This is a genomic window from Acinetobacter sp. Ac8 (genome assembly GCF_055392545.1).
This window is the reverse complement of sequence record NZ_AP043689.1, coordinates 3,974,447-3,991,732: the sequence shown is the minus strand read 5'-3', so window position 1 is coordinate 3,991,732 and position 17,286 is coordinate 3,974,447. Positions and strand designations below refer to the sequence as shown.

Here is a 17,286-nt window from a genome sequence, read left to right as displayed (position 1 = left end):
AATCAGTTTAGATTAAACATATTCTGAAGCGGCATGTGCTGAAGCCCATGCCCACTGAAAATTAAAACCGCCTAAATGACCAGTCACATCTAAGATCTCACCTATAAAAAATAAACCTTTTTGTTTTTTACTTTCCATTGTTTTTGATGAAACTTCAGTGGTGTCGACACCGCCTAAAGTGACTTCTGCAGTCCGATAGCCTTCAGTACCAGAGGGTTTGACTTCAAATTGCTGTAATTTATTGGCAATCGTTTCAAGTTTTTCATCACTTAATTGCCCAATCGCCGTTTCAGCCCACTCGGACCAAATGAGATTTTGTAGTTCAATCACCACACTTTTCGGTAAAAGTTCAGTCAGTAAGGTTCTGATTAACACCTTGGGCTGGCTTTGCTTTTTGCGCTTTAAAAAATCAAACAGCTCAAGACTTGGTAAAAAGTTAATATGGAATGCTTGTCCTGCATTCCAATAATTTGAAAGTTGTAATGAGCTTGGACCACTTAAACCACGATGTGTAAACAACAATGCTTCAGTAAATGCAATCAGTTCGTTAGATAGTGTTGCTTCAACCGCATTGCCGCTTAAACGAGTGGTAACTTCTTTAAATTGATCTGAAAAAGTGAAGGGAACTAAACCTGCGCGTGTAGGATAGATGTGGTGACCAAATTGTTTGGCAATTTCATAGCCGATGCCAGAGCCACCCAATGTTGGAATAGATAAGCCACCTGATGCAACAACAACAGATTCAGCCTGAAAATAGCCTAAATTGGTGGCGACTTGAAAAGTCTGATCGTCAACCGTATTGATCGCTTTGACTTCACAACTGGTTTTAATCTCAACATGATGTGTTTTTTCACATTCGTTGAGCAGCATGCTTAAGATTTCTTTTGCGCCATTTAAGGTAAACAGTTGTCCATGTTTGCGTTCTTCATAGTCAATGCCATATTCACAGACCATCCCAATAAAGTCCCAATTGGTATAACGCGTCAGGGCAGAGATGACAAAATGTGGGTTATGTGAAATAAAATTTTCAGGCTCAACATAAAGATTGGTGAAGTTACATTTGCCACCACCTGACATGAGGATTTTTTTACCAATTTTATTGGCTTTCTCAACCACTAAGACCTTACGACCACGGGCAGCTGCTTTTGCCGCAAGCATTAAACCTGAAGCACCCGCGCCGAGGACAATCACATCATATTGGTTAGAAGACATATCACACTCATGGAAACTTTGAGCAGGGGATTATAGACAAATTTAAAGTAATTTTCAGGACAATTATAAACAGATGTGATTTAGCTACGTCCTTGCAAGCCACCACTATGCAGGATCAAAATTCTTGTATTTGCTTCAAAGTAACCTTTTGAAATTAAATCAAAAATTCCATAAAACATTTTTCCAGTATAAATCTGTTCAAGCGGAATGCGATATTGTTGCTCAAAGTTGTTGATAAAGCTAAGTAATTCAGCAGTGGTTTTGGCATAGCCTCCAAAACAATAATCATCCAGTATTTTCCAATTGCTTTTATGGGTGAGTTGACTGACATCTTGTTGTAAAAAATCACCTTTAAGTGCTGAAAATCCTAAAATTTCCTGCTGTGATGAACTGGCGTTAATCAGCCCAGTGATTGTGCCACCTGTTCCTACCGCACAGCAAATTACATCATAATGATTTAAATCTTCTGTCGTTAAAATTTCCTGACAACCTTGTATAGCAAGCTCATTGGTTCCACCTTCAGGAATAATATAAGTGTTTGGATAATGTTGTGTTAATTCATCGATCCAGTCATGATTATTTTTTTGTCTATATTTTTCACGTGAAACAAAAACTAGCTGCATGCCCAACTGCTGTGCTGTCGTTAGAGTAGGGTTGAGCGGTTTATGCGCTAACTCCTCGCCCCGAATGATCCCGATGCTTTTAAATCCAAATAACTGTGCTGCATAGGCTGTGGCAGCGATATGATTGGAATACGCACCACCGAAAGTCAGCATCTGTTTTAGGCCAAGCTGGCGTGCTTCAATCAAATTATATTTGAGTTTAAAAAATTTATTGCCAGAAATTTGTGGATGGATTAGATCAAGCCGTTTAACTGTAAGTCGAACAGATCCAGCAAAATCTAAACTTTGATAGGGAATAGTTTGGGCAATATGATCAAACATGCTGATTTTTTAACTGAATGGGTGTGTATGAGTAGCTTTGAATTAAGCCTGTCCAAGATATTTTAATCAAACCTGTAAAACAAGACAGGTTTGATTGAGTTTCATGTCTATTATTGGGGATAAATTTCTAGGTTTTAACTCAAGCCTTTTTAACGTAAGCTTTTCACTTAGGCGGATCATTGAGTGCTGGTATCGACGGAAGTCACCACAGACATCCCCGGTCGTAAAAATTCTAAACCTTTTTGATTGGGATCAATAGCAATCCGCACAGAAATACGCTGTACGACCTTGGTAAAATTACCTGTGGTGTTGTCAGGCTTAAGCACACTAAACTCAGCACCAGCAGCAGGTGAAATCTGTTCAATACGGCCAGTAAATTTTTGATGTTTCATAGCATCTACCGTAAATGTTGCTTTTTGCCCGATGTGCATATCAGCAATTTGTGTTTCTTTGAAATTGGCAATCACCCAGGTTTGTTGCGGAATTAGATACATTAACTGGGTGCCAGCTGCAACATATTGTCCCACACGAGGAGTGACTTCGCCCAACTGTCCATCCATCGGTGCTGCAATCAAGCTATAGTCTTTTGTCGTTACCGCTTGATCAAATTGTGCCTTGGCATTGGTGACTTGTGCTTTTAAGCCCGATTGAGCCACTTGAGCTGTTTTTAACGCTTCTTGAGCAACCAATACATTGGCTTCCGCTTGTTTGAGTAAGGCTAAATTATTTTTTACATCCGCAGCCGCTTTGTCTTGTTCTGTTTTAGAGGTTGCGCCAGTATTTCCCAATTGTTGATAACGATTGAGTTGTGCTGTTGAAAGTTCATAACTTGCTTTGGCTTGTTCAACTTTGGCTTGTGCAGCCACAATATCTGCTTTGCGTTGTTCAATCGCTTGGGTTTGATTGGCTAAAGTGGTATTGGCCTGATCAACACCTGCTTCAGCCTGAGTCACTTTCTGATCATAGGTTGTGGTATCAATATGCATTAACGGCTGACCCTTTTTGACATGGTCAAAATCAGTCACCAATACATCTTTGACATACCCATTGATTTGAGAAGATAAAACCGTGGTTCTGCCTTTGATATAGCTATTGTCGGTGGATTCTATGCTGCTATCAAAAGGACCAATTTTCCATGCGCGCATAATCACAGCAATCCCCACCAACAAGACCAAGAGCATCAACAGCAATGTTCTTTTCGCTGTTGGAATAAGCTTACTGGATGGTGGTGGCGCCGCTGCTGTTGCAGGTGCTTGTGGTGGTGTAACTGCTGCTTGCTCTGTTGGTTTTTGATCTTGCGACATAAGAATTCTCAAATATTTTTTAATACATAGCGTGACATCATGGATCATCTGATTTCGGAATAGCCTGAGATCTGTCTAACTGCTATTGAGGACCTGTTGCTGTTTTTTGAGTTGATAGCGTGTCCAAGCAATATTAAAACTACTCCAAATCAACAGTAAAATGGCGAAAATTCCATTTAATGCAATCACATCATTATAGGCACGCACTTGCGCTTCTCGTGTCACAATCTGGTTTAAATTGCGATAAGCTTGGTTCTGTTCAAGTGACGCATCTAAAGTATATTTATTGGCTGCTTGCTGATAGGCTGCAAGTCGTTGCACTACCAATGGATCAGTTGGTGACAAGTCACTGACAATTTCAGCCCGATAATTTTGGGTGCGTAATTGTTGATAGGTTGAAAAGAATGAATTTCCAATTAAACCACCAAAGCTTTGTGTTGCAGAGAACAACACCACAAAAGTGACCATGTGTGATGGACCTTTTTGTAAGGCATTAATAATCCCTGTCAGCAGCAATGGTCCGATAAACATACCACTGGCAAAGCCAACGATAAATTGGCTGCGGTAGAAGTTTTCTGGTCGTACATCACTGGTGAGGTGATAGTCTAAAGCGCAGGCGATAAGAACCAAGACCACAGCACCGACCAAGTGCCATGAGATGCGCTCTCTTTTAAAGGTCCTGGCGCTAAAAACAGTGCCGAGCACAATGCCAAGAAAAATCACGCTATACAAGGTAACGAACTGATCAGGTCCCATACCCATGGTTTTTAAAAAGTTAACAGCTGCGTAACTTTGCTCAGACATGAGCAAGCGAATCGCCAACGCACCAAACACAAATTTAAGTGTGGTGGCTGAACCTAGCCAACGGGTAATGATAAGCGGATTGACACGGTAATGTTCATAAGTCAGTCCGATAACAATAAGACTGAAGCCAGCAATTAAGGCATACCCTAACCATTTGACTTCAAACCACCAAAGGATAGGGCCTTGGGTCAGGACGATACATAGCAGGGCAAAGCCGGGTGCAAGTAAGGCAAAAGTGAAGAAATCCTGTTTTTCAAAGACTTCGATTCTTAAGCTACGTGGTAGTTTTAAAGAAACCACCATTGCCAAACAACATATCGCTAAACCCAGCTCAAAGGTATAGAGCACAATCCAGTCATTTACATCGACCAGAGACGGGGAAATGATCCATGCTAGTGGAATACCCAATTGTTGAAAGCCCAGCGCGAGATAAATTCCTCGCCCAAAGTTTTCTCGTTTAAAGGCCTGCATGATGTAGTACATGCCTAAAGAACTCAGGGGGGCGGCAACCAAACCGCTGATCACACGGACAAACAATGCCATTTCAAAGGTGTGCACAAAGATATGCAGCAGCAATACACAAATAAAAAGCACTAAACCAATTTCAGAAAAAAGCCGTAACCCATATTGTTGCCGAGCTTTAAACAGAATCATGTTGGAACTAATATTTGCCATTACATAAGCTGCGGGAATCCATGCAGCTTCTGAAGGCGTTAGCGAGTATTCACCCTGAATAAGTGGTAAATTTGCGGTAATAAAACCATTACTTAAACTGCCTGAGATCGCAACAAACAGGCCAATAAAAAAATAAATCAGCTTTTTATGTGTTGGATGTGCAATAGCCGCAGGCGAGCCTGGTAAGGTTGGACGCTCTTCAGGTGTCCAATCTGGGGCAGGTTCAAGTAAACGTGGCGATTTATCCATAAGTGCCTCAATTACGCCTTGATGCCATCAATCAGTAAGTCAACTGCACGTGTGGCCAGTTGAACTTGTTCTTCGTCGGTTAGCCCTTGAAAGGAAGCCCTTAGAATACCAGTAATTAGCGCATAATCTTTTGGGGTAAGATCTGGTCGGCAAATTCGATGGGCAATGGCTTGATCAATCAGCGGTTGAAGAATTGCGTCACGCCGTTGATAAATATCCACCATACTTGGGTCATTACGATCAATCACACGCCAATATTCCATCAAGGCGGTGAGATAAGGTAGATTCTCGACATGATTGCGAATTAATCGAATCAAACCATCAGGATATTCTGAAAAGCTTTTTGCCCGTTCATCTAGACGAGTTAATGCTTGTTCCATCAAGGCGATGACCAACTCACGGCGATCTTTAAAATTACGATAAAAGGTTGCCCGTCCAACGCCAGCTTCATCAATCACAAGCTGTAATGGCGCACGAATCCCTTGTTTACGGAATATTTTCAGTGCAGCATTAAGCAAATCTTCGCGATTTTGTGCCGCTTGTTTTTGACGTATACGCATAGGGGAAATTGCATTAAATTTTATTCTGATATTTAACGGACATTTTTGTCCGTTGTAAATTGCTAACTCTGTGGATTTTTGTAAATTGCAGCTTTAAAGTTGATTAGATTGGTTAGAATGACTTAGGTCAATGATTAATAAATCGTATAAATAGGTTTAGATTTCTAAATATTTACCCTTTAAAATAAAACAATAAGTGTGCTGAAATTGTGAAAATTTTTAAAAATATTGTTATTTCGATCTGCTGCATCGGTGTATTGGCGTTAAATGCCTGTACGCCATCTGAGAAAAAAGCAGATCAAGCTGCATCTTCAAGAAAATCATCAGATCAACAGATTGAACAACAATTCAAGCTTTGGAAGGCGCAACAAGACCCCCAATTATTGGCGGATTATTATCAGTTTATGTCGCAGTATTTAAAACATCCACCTAGTCTGATGGAGCTGACAACCAGCCGAAACTATATGCCGGAGCAGTGTTACTCAAAACGTTTTGCTATTCCACCTAAAGCCTTTTGGAAAAATGTGGTGAGTAGTTTGCAACTGGTGGAAAAGTTAAATCGAAATGAATATTTTAAAACATATACGATTTCAGCAATCTATCGTGCCCCTGAATTAAATAAATGCATAGGTGGGGCGGAAAAAAGTAAGCATTTAAGTAATTATGCAGTTGATTTTCATGTGCTATCACCCAAAGAAACCATTAAAAAAGATCGCGAATTATTAGTTAAAAAAATGTGTCATTTTTGGCAAGTGGAAGGCAAAAGTTATAAAATGGGTTTAGGCGTTTATGGTAATAATCGCTATCATATTGATACCCAAGGATATCGTACTTGGGGTAAGGACTTTAAATCGAAAAGTTCGCCGTGTTTAAAAAGTTAAAATTGTATTTTTGAGCAAGAATTGAACTTGAATCTATATTAAAAAATGCTGAAATATTGGGAACGTTATTTATGTTGAAAATAATAAAGGGTTGTTTATTTGCTCTGCCTTTTTTCAGTAGTTATTCTGCTTTTGCGCAAGCTGATGCTGCTGTCGAAGTTGACCCTGAATACGAAGTATTGGGGCGTGCAGGAAAACTGAAAATTCAAAAAGAGTCTTGCACTCAGCATGGTTCTAGTTGTGACTATGTACTCTATGATGCTAAAGGAAAAAAGCAGGTATTAATGGAAAATTGGAGTAAAACCGCAAACGTTTATCAATTTAATCCAAATTTAATGGGGTTTTTGTTAGGACTAACAGGAAGTGAGTATAATCTCACTGTGATTAACGATAAAAACCAACAAAAAGATTATAGTAGTTTTCTTGCGATGAATGGGCAGCAAAGTTGTTTTGTAACTTTTGAATCGAATTTAAAAAATATGCCGAATTCATTGGTATTTTATAGCATTCCTGATTTTCGGGTACGTTTAGTGCTCAACAACAAAGTACCGCAATTTAAAAAGCTGAACTATCCTGCAACGGCAAATTTTGAGGATAATGGTGATTTTTCATTTAACTATAATATTAAGGTCGGAAACGAGATGGGGGTACAAGATGTTATCATTCAAAACCCTTGTCAGTCTGATTATCGGGTAATTATGAGTTAACATAAATAAAATAAAGTTATTAATTTTATTAAAATTCATCATTTTTATTTTTAAATTGAATTGTCTATTGTCGTTTTATTCGACAACAAGGACACGACAATGACCACTCAACAGCAAGTTAATCAGGCACAATATCAAAATAAATCAGAAGCATACTTAAATAGCCAAGTACATGCACAAGGCATTGAGTTTGAAAAAATGCAAAATTTAATCCAACAGCATCAATTCAAACGAGTTTTGGATCTAGGCTGCGGTGGTGGGCATGTCACGTATCAGATTGCAGCATTCACTGAGCAAGTAATTGCCTATGATATTACGCCTGAAATGGTCAATCTTGTGACCACACAATCTCAACAAAAGGGATTCGATCATGTCATAGGGCAGGTTGGAGCAGCAGAGCAATTGGATTTTCCTGTTGAGCATTTTGATTGTGTGATCAGTCGTTATTCTGCGCATCATTGGCAAAGTATCACTCAAGCAATTCATGAAATTTATCGTGTATTACGTGCTGATGGCAAAGTGATCCTGTTTGATATTATTGGCAATTCTAATCCAATTTTAGACACCTTTATTCAGACCATAGAAACCATTCGTGATCCAAGCCATGTTCGAAATTATAGCTTGGCGGAATGGGTAAAAATCGTAGAACAAGCAGGCTTTAAGGTAGAAACCATTGAAAAGCAAAGTTTACAGTTAAATTTTCAAAGTTGGGTGGAGCGTATGCAAACACCAGTAGAGGGTATCCATACCATTCGCTATTTGCAGTCCAAAGCCGCTGATCAAGTACAACAGTATTATCAGATTCAGCAAGATGGCACATTTACCAGTGAAGCTGTATATTTGGTATTGAGTAAAACTTGATTAGAAATCTGATGTCAAAAAAAATAATCAATACAATAGTTCCGATATTATTTAGCATAATGGCTTATTCCAGTAGTGGTTATGCCGAGCAGATTCATCGCATAGTGGCCAAGATAGGACAATTTTCAGTTATTCAGCAAACATGCGATGAAGATGCAAATGATCATTTTGATTTTGTACTCTATGAAGGCGATGATTATAAGTTGCCCTTGGTCGTAGATTGGGAGCGTGGTTTAAATGTTGAAAACCAAACTGAGGATTTCTTGCATTTAAGCTATGGCTATACCTTTAATGTTCATCATAGTCTTTTCATCTCGAAGGCGGGGATCGTTCAGGCTTTAGACAACGTTGTTGCTGTGGATGAAAAGACTGGGTGTATCGCTCGATTTGAATTAAAAGATGCCCCTACGATTATTTTCCAAAAAGCATTTACCGCGAAAATTTTAAACAAAATTCAACTTCAGCCAGAGCAATACCCTAAAATTGAGTCTGTAAGCGTAGATGCTTTTCAATATTTTAGTGACATGGAATTTGATGGAAATGGTGGCTTTCACTACCGTTACAAAAATAAAAATGGTGAAGATCAAGCTGTTTTAATGATACATGCTTGTGACGTATAGCCACTTTCTATAGATAGACACCTTTTGAAATAAAAAATAGCTGTATTTTTAATCAGAACTGTTATGCTCGAACTATAAATAAAACAAAAAATGGAGGAGATGCCATGAAAAAGCTATCCATCAGTTTGAGTGTAATACTTGCAGTATTTTTGGCTGGGTGTGAAAAGAAACCACCTACACCAACAAAAACTGAAGTTCGTTCAATCCATATCGCAGGTATGCCTGTGTATGAAAAAGATTATCGTCTCAGTGCTCGTTCAGTGGATTCACAACCCTGATTTTTATTCAAAATATAAAAACGAGTGCATCAAGAGAGGATGCACTCGTTTGGTTTTAATTCAATTTAACTCAGTTGATTTTAAATGAATTAATGAAAAACTGTTTCTAAAGCTTTTAATCCGACTTTAGGATCAAGTAATCCATTATAGATCTCAGGAATTTCACGTTCTACGCCAAAGAACTCATAAATTGCAATCATGGCACCACGAACAGAATATTCAACAGTAAAAACCACATCATCTTCAATTTCAACAAATTGCCCCAAGAATGCGAAGTTTTTTGCACCTTGTGGAATAACCTGTGGGCGGTCACCAGGCTTACGGCAAGCAAATAAAGCCGATGCATAAGGCATCATAGCTGTTGTTACAATGGTGTTTGCTAGAACATGCTCAAGAATGTCATCAAAGCCGAGTTGTAAAATCAGTTCAGTGAGTATTTCGTTGCCTGTTGCTTGTGACATCGGTTTTTTGATGTAATCACCTGTTTGATCAATTTGGAAACCATAGCCCCAGAGGGTAAAGGTGCCTTCTGGTAAATTTGCAAAATGCGGTTGAGCAGGCACCACAATCGATAAATGCCAGCCAGATTCAAACCAAGTCATCAGTGCCCCAGTACCTGGCTGGTTGCCTGTGTAATCAATGATGCGATTTAACAGAACATCATCTGTCATGGTGAGTGTAAAAGACTCCCATTTATGTTCATCAATGTTGCCGTAAAAGGTCATTGGTCGGCCAAAGTCAGGTGCTTTTTTCGCAAGGGTTTCCCATAAGGTCCAACCATGATCAAGTCGATCACGAATAAGCGCTGGAACATCATCATTCCCAGCATAACGGGAATCTGCTGTAATTGAACCTAAAGTAAATATGGCAAGATCATTTTCTTGAAGGTTGATTTGCTCAGTACCTTCAGGAAGGTTGACATACAAGCGTGTTGCACGACGTTCTAGGGTTGCTTCATCGGTTTGAAAGTCTGCATCTGTTACATAATTGCCAAAACGAACATCTACGCCTTGTTCAAGCAACCAACGTTGTAGCGGCAAAATCATGGAATCATATTGGTTGTATTTGGTTCTTTTTACCCCAGCGAGGGTATGAATACGTGGTAACTCTTGGATAAAACGTAAGAAATAGCGACGAAGTTCTGCTGCACTGTGCCATTTTTGGAAGGCAAATGTCGTACGCCACATACGCCAAAAGTTCGTTTCAAAGAAGGTCTCATCGAAAAATTCATCAATACGGCGGCTGCCAATTTTTTCTTCTTTCGCTGCCAATAAGCGTAGCATTTGCGCGCGATGGCGTGTATTTAAACCCAGTTTAGCGGCATCTGAAATCACATGCTGCGCATCAATTAAACGGGCTTGTGCATGGGTTTTGACTTGTTCATTGAACTCACGACATTCTTCACGAACAGAAACTTCAGGATTTTCTAAGGATGGAATACTCGAAAATAAGTCCCAAAGACATAAATATGTTTCATCTGTCAGCATCCGCCCGCCAAGGGTAACCCATGCTTGTGCAGCATGTGGCGTATGGCCGCCATCCATTGAACCACCTGAGACGTCTAACTCTTCGAGAATGTGAATATTTTTAGCTGGTACTTTGGCATCACGTATGGCAAATGCGGCAGCTGCCATTCCGGCAATTCCACCGCCAATGATCCACAAATGTGCTTGGCTTGCATCTAAGCGGTTGGTTTTGTTGTTGTGCATTTTTTACCCCTGAGTATAAATATTGATTTTGGATAATTTAAAACCATAGTTTTATTATGGTTTTTTATAGCCTATAAATACATGAAAATGGAAGTTAATTTTTGTGATTAATGTGGTCTATTTTATGGCTTTTTAGGATATTTTATATACCTTGATGATTTTATTGATATAATTAAAATATTGAAAAATAAATTTTTTATTGAGTTTTTACTCTAAAAATATTTGTTTACTCTGTTTGTGGTGATAATACACAAGTGTACTTAAATTTATGATTGAAATTTTGATGAATTTGCATTGAATAAAAGTGTAATCGCGAAATAATAAAGATTTTTATATCTTCAAAAATCGGTTGTAGCGTAAAATATCTATTCTTAAAAATAGTCTGGGTCGGGGTGTCTCTTGGAATCATTATTGATTTTAGGTTCAATTGCATTGGCATTAATGCTAGGCGCAATTAGCCCTGGTCCTACATTTGTCTATGTGGCTAAAAATTCAATTGCGATTTCTCGTAAACATGGTTTGTTTACCGCATTAGGGACAGGCACGGGCGCAGCTTTATTTGGTTTTTTAGCTGTAATGGGATTACAGGCAATCTTATTGGCTGTACCTTCTGCATATTTAGCTTTAAAAATTTGTGGTGGTCTGTATTTACTTTGGCTGGCTTATAAAATTATTAAACATGCTAAAGATCCAATGGCGCAGGCATCTGACTCATCCACGGTGATGAGTTATCAACAAGCGTTTCGTTTAGGTTTAATTACCCAGTTAAGTAATCCTAAAATTGCGATTATTTTAGCCAGTATTTTTACTGCGCTTTTACCCAAAGACATTCCAACGTATTTTTATTTTGTTTTGCCTATCTTGTGCTTCTTTATCGATGCAGGCTGGTATTCACTGGTTGCTGTTGCGCTTTCAGCGGAAAAGCCGCGCCGTGTTTATTTGAAGTTTAAAAAAGTCTTCGATCGAGTCGCGGGCGGTGTCATGACATTACTTGGTTTAAAGCTAATTTTTGGTATGAAATGATTGTTTTTACGAGCAAAAATGGTCACGGATTTTATCAGTAGATCTTGTTTATTAAAAATTAATTAACAGTGTGTTTAGTTTGTGTTATATGTTTATTCATTATAATGGCTTAGAACTTAGAGAGAGATGTAATTTTGAAAAAAATATTATTGATTGCTGCCTTAAATAGCTTGGTACTTACGGCTTGTTCTACCACTGAAAGCTCTAAAACCATCCAAGCACCTCAAGTGGCTGCTGTGACTTCAGCGGTTAAATATTCAGGTGCGAAAACAGCAGTTTCGATTGGTAAGTTTGATAACCGCTCAAGTTATATGCGCGGTATCTTCTCTGATAATGTCGATCGTTTAGGCGGTCAAGCAAAAACGATTTTAGAAACGCACTTGCAACAAACAGGATATTTTTCAGTCTTAAATCGAGACAATTTATCAGAGCTGCAACAAGAGGCTGGTTTTGGTAAAGCAGCTCAATCCATTAAGGGTGCACGTTATGTGCTCACTGGGGATGTATCTGAATTTGGGCGCAAAGAAGTGGGTGACCATCAATTGTTTGGGCTATTAGGGCGTGGTAAAACTCAAATTGCCTATGCAAAAGTCAATATTAATGTTGTTGATGTAAAAACAGCAGAAGTTGTCCATTCTGTGCAGGGTGCAGGTGAATACGCGCTCAGTGAACGCGAAATTTTAGGTTTTGGTTCTACAGCATCTTATGACTCAACCTTAAATGGTAAGGTTTTAGATCTGGCTGTACGCGAAGCGGTTAATCACCTTGTCACAGATATTCAAACAAACAAGTGGTCCGTACAATAGGTTTGAATAAATGAAACGGGTTTTATTATTCTTAAGTTTTTTTACAACGTTAACTTTGCTTGGGTGTGCATCTGGTCCACAGTCTTTATATAGTTGGGGCGGGTATCCACAGCAAACCTATTTAATGCTGGCGGTTCCTGAAAAAACTTCACCTCAGCAACAAATTTTAGCGCTTGAAAAAGATGTTGAGAAAGCGAAAGCAAAAAATGCCGCAGTGCCACCAGGTTTATATGCGCATTTGGGCTTGTTAAATCTGAATATTCAAAATGGCCCACGTGCAATTGAATATTTTGAGTTAGAGCGCCAAATTTATCCTGAGTCAACCGTATTGATGGATCGTTTATTGAAGAAAATGACCACTCAATCGACTGAGGTAAATCCCAAATGAAAAATATGAAACAATTATTGGTACTTGGTTTACTGATGATGCTTTTCACCGGTTGTGCGGTATCACCTAAGCAGAATCGTGATTTAGCAGCATATCGTGAGCATATCCCTAAGTCGATTTTGGTACTTCCTCCAATCAATGAGTCTCCTGATACGCGTGCAACCTATGGGTATTGGTCAACAGTAACATTGCCTGTGGCTGAGGCTGGTTATTATGTATTTCCAATTTCTGTTGTTGACACCATGTTTAAAGAGAATGGGGTGACCAATGGATTTGATGCTCAAGCAATCCCACCTCAAAAGTTAAAAGAGATTTTCGGAGCGGACGCTGCGTTATATATTAAAGTTAAAGAGTATGGTTCTAAATATCAGGTGATTCAATCTGTAGCAGCAGTTGCAGTAGAAGCCAAACTTGTAGATTTACAAACTGGTACATTACTTTGGCAAGGTGAGCAGCGACTTCAGCAAGCCAATGATAATAGCAATGCAGGTTTGATTGGCGCGCTGGTCGGTGCTTTAGTTGATCAAATATCCAATCATTTGTCAGACAAAGCCTATACTTTATCCAGTACTGTAAGCTCGCAATTATATTCACCGAGTCTAAATCAGCAAAAAGGTCTGTTATATGGACCACGTTCGCCAAACTTTAGCCAAAATGCGGTGAAACCTTAAGCACTGGTACTGTTTGCGAGCATCAAATAAAAACCCCAATTTAAAAATTGGGGTTTTTATGTTTAACGCATATTGCTGACTAGTGCACCATAGAAATCTTGTCTAAGAAGAATTTGGTTCTTTCATGACGCTCATCCGGCTTATTAAAGAAGTCATCTGTCGCACAGTCTTCTAAAATCTTGCCTTGATCCATGAAAATAACTCGACTTGAGACTTTACGAGCAAAGCCCATCTCATGAGTTACACACATCATGGTCATGCCTTCTTTTGCCAATTGACTCATGACTTCAAGCACTTCACCCACCATTTCAGGGTCTAATGCCGAAGTAGGTTCATCAAATAACATGCACACTGGATCCATACACAGACCACGGGCAATCGCAACACGCTGTTGCTGACCACCAGACAGTTGACCTGGGAACTTATTTTTGTGGGCTGCCAAACCAACGCGATCTAAATATTGCAACGCTTTTTTCTCAGCCTCTGCTTTAGAACGATTTAAAACCTTAAGTTGCCCAATAGTTAAATTATCCAAAACAGTCATATGTGGGAACAATTCAAAGTGTTGGAATACCATTCCCACACGAGAACGGAATTTTGCCAGATCAGTTTTTGAGTCTTTTAAGGCTGTTCCATCAACAACAATATTGCCTTCTTGGAACGGTTCTAATGCATTTACAGTTTTAATCAGTGTAGATTTACCAGAACCTGAAGGTCCACACACCACCACAACTTCACCTTTTTCAATTGAAGTGGTGCAATCTGTAAGAACTTGAAAATCTCCATACCATTTTGAGATATGTTGTATTTCTATCATTGGCATATTGATTCTCCAATTATCGAATTATTGCTATTTTTTGATGTAAACGCTTCACAAGTCGTGAAAGCGCAAAGGAGATACAGAAGTAAACAACTGCTACAATCAGGTAGAAAGTTGCTTTGGTTTCAGCACCGTAGGTATTTGCTAAGGTATTGGCATTGCCCAAGAAGTCTGGCGCACTAATCACGTAAACTAATGATACGTCTTGGAAAAGTACGATAGATTGAGTCAAAATGACAGGTAGCATGTTTCTAAAAGCCTGCGGCAACACCACATTGGACATGGTTTGTCCATAGGTGAAACCAAGTGCATAACCTGCATTGACCTGACCTTTAGAAACAGACTGAATCCCTGAACGGACAATTTCTGAAAAGAATGCAGCTTCAAAAATTGCAAAGGTCACCACACTTGAAAACAGTGGGCCATAATAGGTATCTGACTGAAACTCAAAAATCTTTGGCAATAAGAAATAGAAAATGAAGATCACTTGAATCAGTGGTACACCACGGAAGAAATCGACATAAACTTTAGCAAAATTACTGGCAACTTTATTGTTGGATAAACGCATCATGGCCAAAGGTGTGCCAATCAGAATCCCGCCAATAATCGATAAAATCGTCACCGTAACGGTAAATTTAAACCCTGCGATCAGCGTTTGAATAACATCTTGATTTTGTAAAATACTAAAATCCATGACTATTTACCCCCCGAGCCTAGACCAGGAACAGCCATACGTTTTTCAATCCAAGCCATGATCAATTTAATGGTATAGGTAATGACTAAGTAAACTGGTGTCGAAAGAATAAGAATAACAATATCTTGAGATGTTTCTTCACGCATGGTTTTGGTATAAGCAAAGAAGTTCAAAACACTCAGCGCATACAGTACAGCAGAGTTTTTGAAAATATTCATTGCTTCAGAGGTAAGTGTTGGCCAGACAATACGATAAGCGACAGGGAGAATGACATAGCGATAGCTTTGGCTTTGATTTAAACCAATTGCAAAAGCCGCATTTTTTTGTCCATTTGAAACCGTATTAATGCCTGAGCGCACTTGTTCAGCAATACGTGCTGCGGTATATAGACCGAGTGCAAACACCCCAACCACTGCGGGATTATCATTGAGAATATTTTGCCACCAACCACCATTAACCATCTCTCCACTACCAGTACTTAAGCTGAGTGGTAATAATTGCGGGAATACGAATGCCCAGAAAAATAGTTGTACGATCAGCGGGATATTTCGGAAAAGTTCGACGTAACAAGTACCAATAAATGAAAGTGGTTTATTGGGTAGTGTACGTAAAATCCCGATCAGAGAACCAAGAAGAAATGCAATGAAAAATGCAGCAATCGCGGTCCAGACCATAGTCCAAACACCTGAGCCTAGGAGTTGTAGCCAGGTTGGTGCATCTGCAACAGGGGAATAACTTTCACCACCAATTGCTTTACAGACAGATTCAGCCCATGCAGCTTTATCAAGACTATATTCATTCGAGGGGAGACAATATGCTGTCCAGTTAAGTGAGCCTACGGACATGTGTGCTCCTTGTATTTTTAATTTTATAAAAATTTATAGACCAGACTTTAAACCTAATCTGATCTATAAACCGTTGTTTTAAACTACGTTATTAGTTGATACCAGCATCCGTAGGATTGGCTTTAAGTTTTAAATATGATGAGCTCATTGGCATATTTAAATTGACATTTTTAGGTGCGATTGGTGACTGGAACCATTTTTTATATAGCGCCGCCATTTGACCATTTTTCCACATTGTTGTTACTGTTTTATCCGCGATTGCTTTATATGCTGCATCGCCTTTCGGTAACATAATGCCGTACGGCTCAGAAGAAAGTACTGGACCTACAATTTTAAAGTCTTTTGGATTTGATGATTTTGCAATTAACCCTGCAAGAATATTGTCATCCATCACAAATGCTGCAGCACGGCCAGAAGCGACCATGGCAAATGAGTCTGAGTGGTCTTTACCGTAAACGTTGTTTACGTTGACTTTTTCGCCTTTCTCACCCATTTTGATGTATTTGTCAGATGTAGTCCCTTGGGTGGTCACAACTGCTTTACCATTTAAATCGGCAATTGTTTTAATTGGCGCATTGGCTTTAACTGCCATGCGTACTTCTGTTGCATAATAGTTGGTTGAGAAGCTCACTTGTTGTTGGCGTTGAACAGAGTTTGTCGTTGTACCACACTCCATATCGATATTACCTGCCAACATTTCTGGAATACGCGTAGAAGAGGTAACCGCTTTATATTCAACTTTAAGATTTGGCATCTTAAGCGTTTTTTTCAGCTCATTGGCAAAGTTATTACAAATATCGACAGCATATCCCATTGGTTTACCACCAACCACATAGGAAATCGGATCAGATGACTCACGGTAACCAATGATCACTTTCCCTGATTGTTTGATCTTTGCTAATGTATCTGCTGCTTGAACCTGTGAAAAAGCACCGCCAGCCATAAGTACACCAAGCGCTGTGGTTAAAACTTTTTTTGATAGTGTTTTTGTAGATAGTGTCATTTGAGTTCTCCATTACATGATTTTTTTGGCAGTTTAAGCCGCTCGTTTCTAAAATTAAGCAGTTATCGTGCCAAACCTTTTCCTTGAAACTACGATTCATCATATTTCTTTATATCATTATTTTTATACTCACTATTCCAATAAGTAAAGGATAAAAATAATAAATTTCACAAAGTAGAAATGTGACTGGTCTCACAAAGTGGAACCTATTTTATTTAAATATTTTGAAATA

General features: G+C 39.0%; 19 protein-coding genes. 9 read left to right on the top strand and 10 right to left on the bottom strand.

Features of this window, described 5'->3' with window-relative positions:
* Positions 1-12 precede the first annotated feature (12 nt).
* The 5 genes from ACZ5QH_RS18870 to ACZ5QH_RS18850 all read right to left on the bottom strand — a co-directional run bounded on the left by ACZ5QH_RS18870 (position 13) and on the right by ACZ5QH_RS18850 (position 5,748).
* Positions 13-1,212: a BaiN/RdsA family NAD(P)/FAD-dependent oxidoreductase gene (locus tag ACZ5QH_RS18870; RefSeq protein WP_004817673.1), complete on the bottom strand. Its 1,200-nt coding sequence runs from the start codon at positions 1,210-1,212 to the stop codon at positions 13-15.
* Between the two features lie 80 nt (positions 1,213-1,292).
* A complete protein-coding gene (locus ACZ5QH_RS18865) occupies positions 1,293-2,156 on the bottom strand; it encodes a 1-aminocyclopropane-1-carboxylate deaminase/D-cysteine desulfhydrase (RefSeq protein WP_303577620.1) in 864 nt (287 codons plus the stop codon).
* A gap of 176 nt (positions 2,157-2,332) precedes the next feature.
* Complete coding sequence (locus tag ACZ5QH_RS18860; RefSeq protein ID WP_303577619.1) at positions 2,333-3,460, bottom strand: HlyD family secretion protein; 1,128 nt, start codon at positions 3,458-3,460, stop codon at positions 2,333-2,335.
* Positions 3,461-3,535: 75 nt separating this feature from the next.
* Positions 3,536-5,188: an MFS transporter gene (locus tag ACZ5QH_RS18855; RefSeq protein WP_303577618.1), complete on the bottom strand. Its 1,653-nt coding sequence runs from the start codon at positions 5,186-5,188 to the stop codon at positions 3,536-3,538.
* 11 nt (positions 5,189-5,199) lie between these two features.
* A complete protein-coding gene (locus ACZ5QH_RS18850) occupies positions 5,200-5,748 on the bottom strand; it encodes a TetR/AcrR family transcriptional regulator (protein ID WP_034613789.1) in 549 nt (182 codons plus the stop codon).
* Positions 5,749-5,957: 209 nt separating this feature from the next.
* Between ACZ5QH_RS18850 and ACZ5QH_RS18845 the strand changes: the two genes are divergently transcribed.
* From ACZ5QH_RS18845 to ACZ5QH_RS18825, 5 genes are all read left to right on the top strand, one after another.
* Complete coding sequence (locus ACZ5QH_RS18845) at positions 5,958-6,629, top strand: D-Ala-D-Ala carboxypeptidase family metallohydrolase (protein WP_303577617.1); 672 nt, start codon at positions 5,958-5,960, stop codon at positions 6,627-6,629.
* 71 nt (positions 6,630-6,700) lie between these two features.
* Positions 6,701-7,336, top strand: coding sequence for a hypothetical protein (locus ACZ5QH_RS18840; protein ID WP_303577616.1), 636 nt, complete (start codon positions 6,701-6,703; stop codon positions 7,334-7,336).
* A 99-nt stretch (positions 7,337-7,435) separates the two neighbouring features.
* Positions 7,436-8,197 carry a class I SAM-dependent methyltransferase gene (locus tag ACZ5QH_RS18835; protein WP_303577615.1) on the top strand — a complete coding sequence of 254 codons (762 nt, stop codon included), beginning with the start codon at positions 7,436-7,438 and terminating at the stop codon, positions 8,195-8,197.
* Positions 8,198-8,256: 59 nt separating this feature from the next.
* Complete coding sequence (locus tag ACZ5QH_RS18830) at positions 8,257-8,817, top strand: hypothetical protein (protein ID WP_303577614.1); 561 nt, start codon at positions 8,257-8,259, stop codon at positions 8,815-8,817.
* 104 nt (positions 8,818-8,921) lie between these two features.
* A complete protein-coding gene (locus tag ACZ5QH_RS18825; RefSeq protein ID WP_004817658.1) occupies positions 8,922-9,095 on the top strand; it encodes an NF038215 family lipoprotein in 174 nt (57 codons plus the stop codon).
* Between the two features lie 89 nt (positions 9,096-9,184).
* Here ACZ5QH_RS18825 and ACZ5QH_RS18820 read toward each other — a convergent pair whose 3' ends face one another.
* Positions 9,185-10,804 carry an oleate hydratase gene (locus ACZ5QH_RS18820; RefSeq protein WP_303577613.1) on the bottom strand — a complete coding sequence of 540 codons (1,620 nt, stop codon included), beginning with the start codon at positions 10,802-10,804 and terminating at the stop codon, positions 9,185-9,187.
* 399 nt (positions 10,805-11,203) lie between these two features.
* Here ACZ5QH_RS18820 and ACZ5QH_RS18815 point away from each other — a divergent pair, with 399 nt between their 5' ends.
* The 4 genes from ACZ5QH_RS18815 to ACZ5QH_RS18800 all read left to right on the top strand — a co-directional run bounded on the left by ACZ5QH_RS18815 (position 11,204) and on the right by ACZ5QH_RS18800 (position 13,692).
* Positions 11,204-11,827, top strand: coding sequence for a LysE family translocator (locus ACZ5QH_RS18815; protein ID WP_034613803.1), 624 nt, complete (start codon positions 11,204-11,206; stop codon positions 11,825-11,827).
* Positions 11,828-11,961: 134 nt separating this feature from the next.
* Positions 11,962-12,633 (top strand): CsgG/HfaB family protein, encoded by a 672-nt coding sequence (locus ACZ5QH_RS18810; protein WP_004817654.1) that lies wholly within the window; start codon positions 11,962-11,964, stop codon positions 12,631-12,633.
* A gap of 10 nt (positions 12,634-12,643) precedes the next feature.
* Positions 12,644-13,021, top strand: coding sequence for a DUF4810 domain-containing protein (locus tag ACZ5QH_RS18805; protein ID WP_303577612.1), 378 nt, complete (start codon positions 12,644-12,646; stop codon positions 13,019-13,021).
* A complete protein-coding gene (locus tag ACZ5QH_RS18800) occupies positions 13,018-13,692 on the top strand; it encodes a DUF799 domain-containing protein (RefSeq protein ID WP_303577611.1) in 675 nt (224 codons plus the stop codon). The genes ACZ5QH_RS18805 and ACZ5QH_RS18800 overlap by 4 nt, the downstream gene beginning before the upstream one ends.
* Before the next feature lie 79 nt (positions 13,693-13,771).
* Here the strand turns inward: ACZ5QH_RS18800 and ACZ5QH_RS18795 are convergent, their stop codons facing one another.
* The 4 genes from ACZ5QH_RS18795 to ACZ5QH_RS18780 all read right to left on the bottom strand — a co-directional run bounded on the left by ACZ5QH_RS18795 (position 13,772) and on the right by ACZ5QH_RS18780 (position 17,054).
* Positions 13,772-14,515, bottom strand: a complete 744-nt coding sequence (locus ACZ5QH_RS18795) for an amino acid ABC transporter ATP-binding protein (protein WP_004723740.1) — start codon at positions 14,513-14,515, stop codon at positions 13,772-13,774.
* 13 nt (positions 14,516-14,528) lie between these two features.
* Positions 14,529-15,206 (bottom strand): amino acid ABC transporter permease, encoded by a 678-nt coding sequence (locus tag ACZ5QH_RS18790; RefSeq protein WP_004723739.1) that lies wholly within the window; start codon positions 15,204-15,206, stop codon positions 14,529-14,531.
* 2 nt (positions 15,207-15,208) lie between these two features.
* Positions 15,209-16,051, bottom strand: coding sequence for an amino acid ABC transporter permease (locus ACZ5QH_RS18785; protein WP_004817649.1), 843 nt, complete (start codon positions 16,049-16,051; stop codon positions 15,209-15,211).
* Positions 16,052-16,142: 91 nt separating this feature from the next.
* Complete coding sequence (locus ACZ5QH_RS18780; protein ID WP_239044990.1) at positions 16,143-17,054, bottom strand: amino acid ABC transporter substrate-binding protein; 912 nt, start codon at positions 17,052-17,054, stop codon at positions 16,143-16,145.
* Positions 17,055-17,286: the final 232 nt, after the last annotated feature.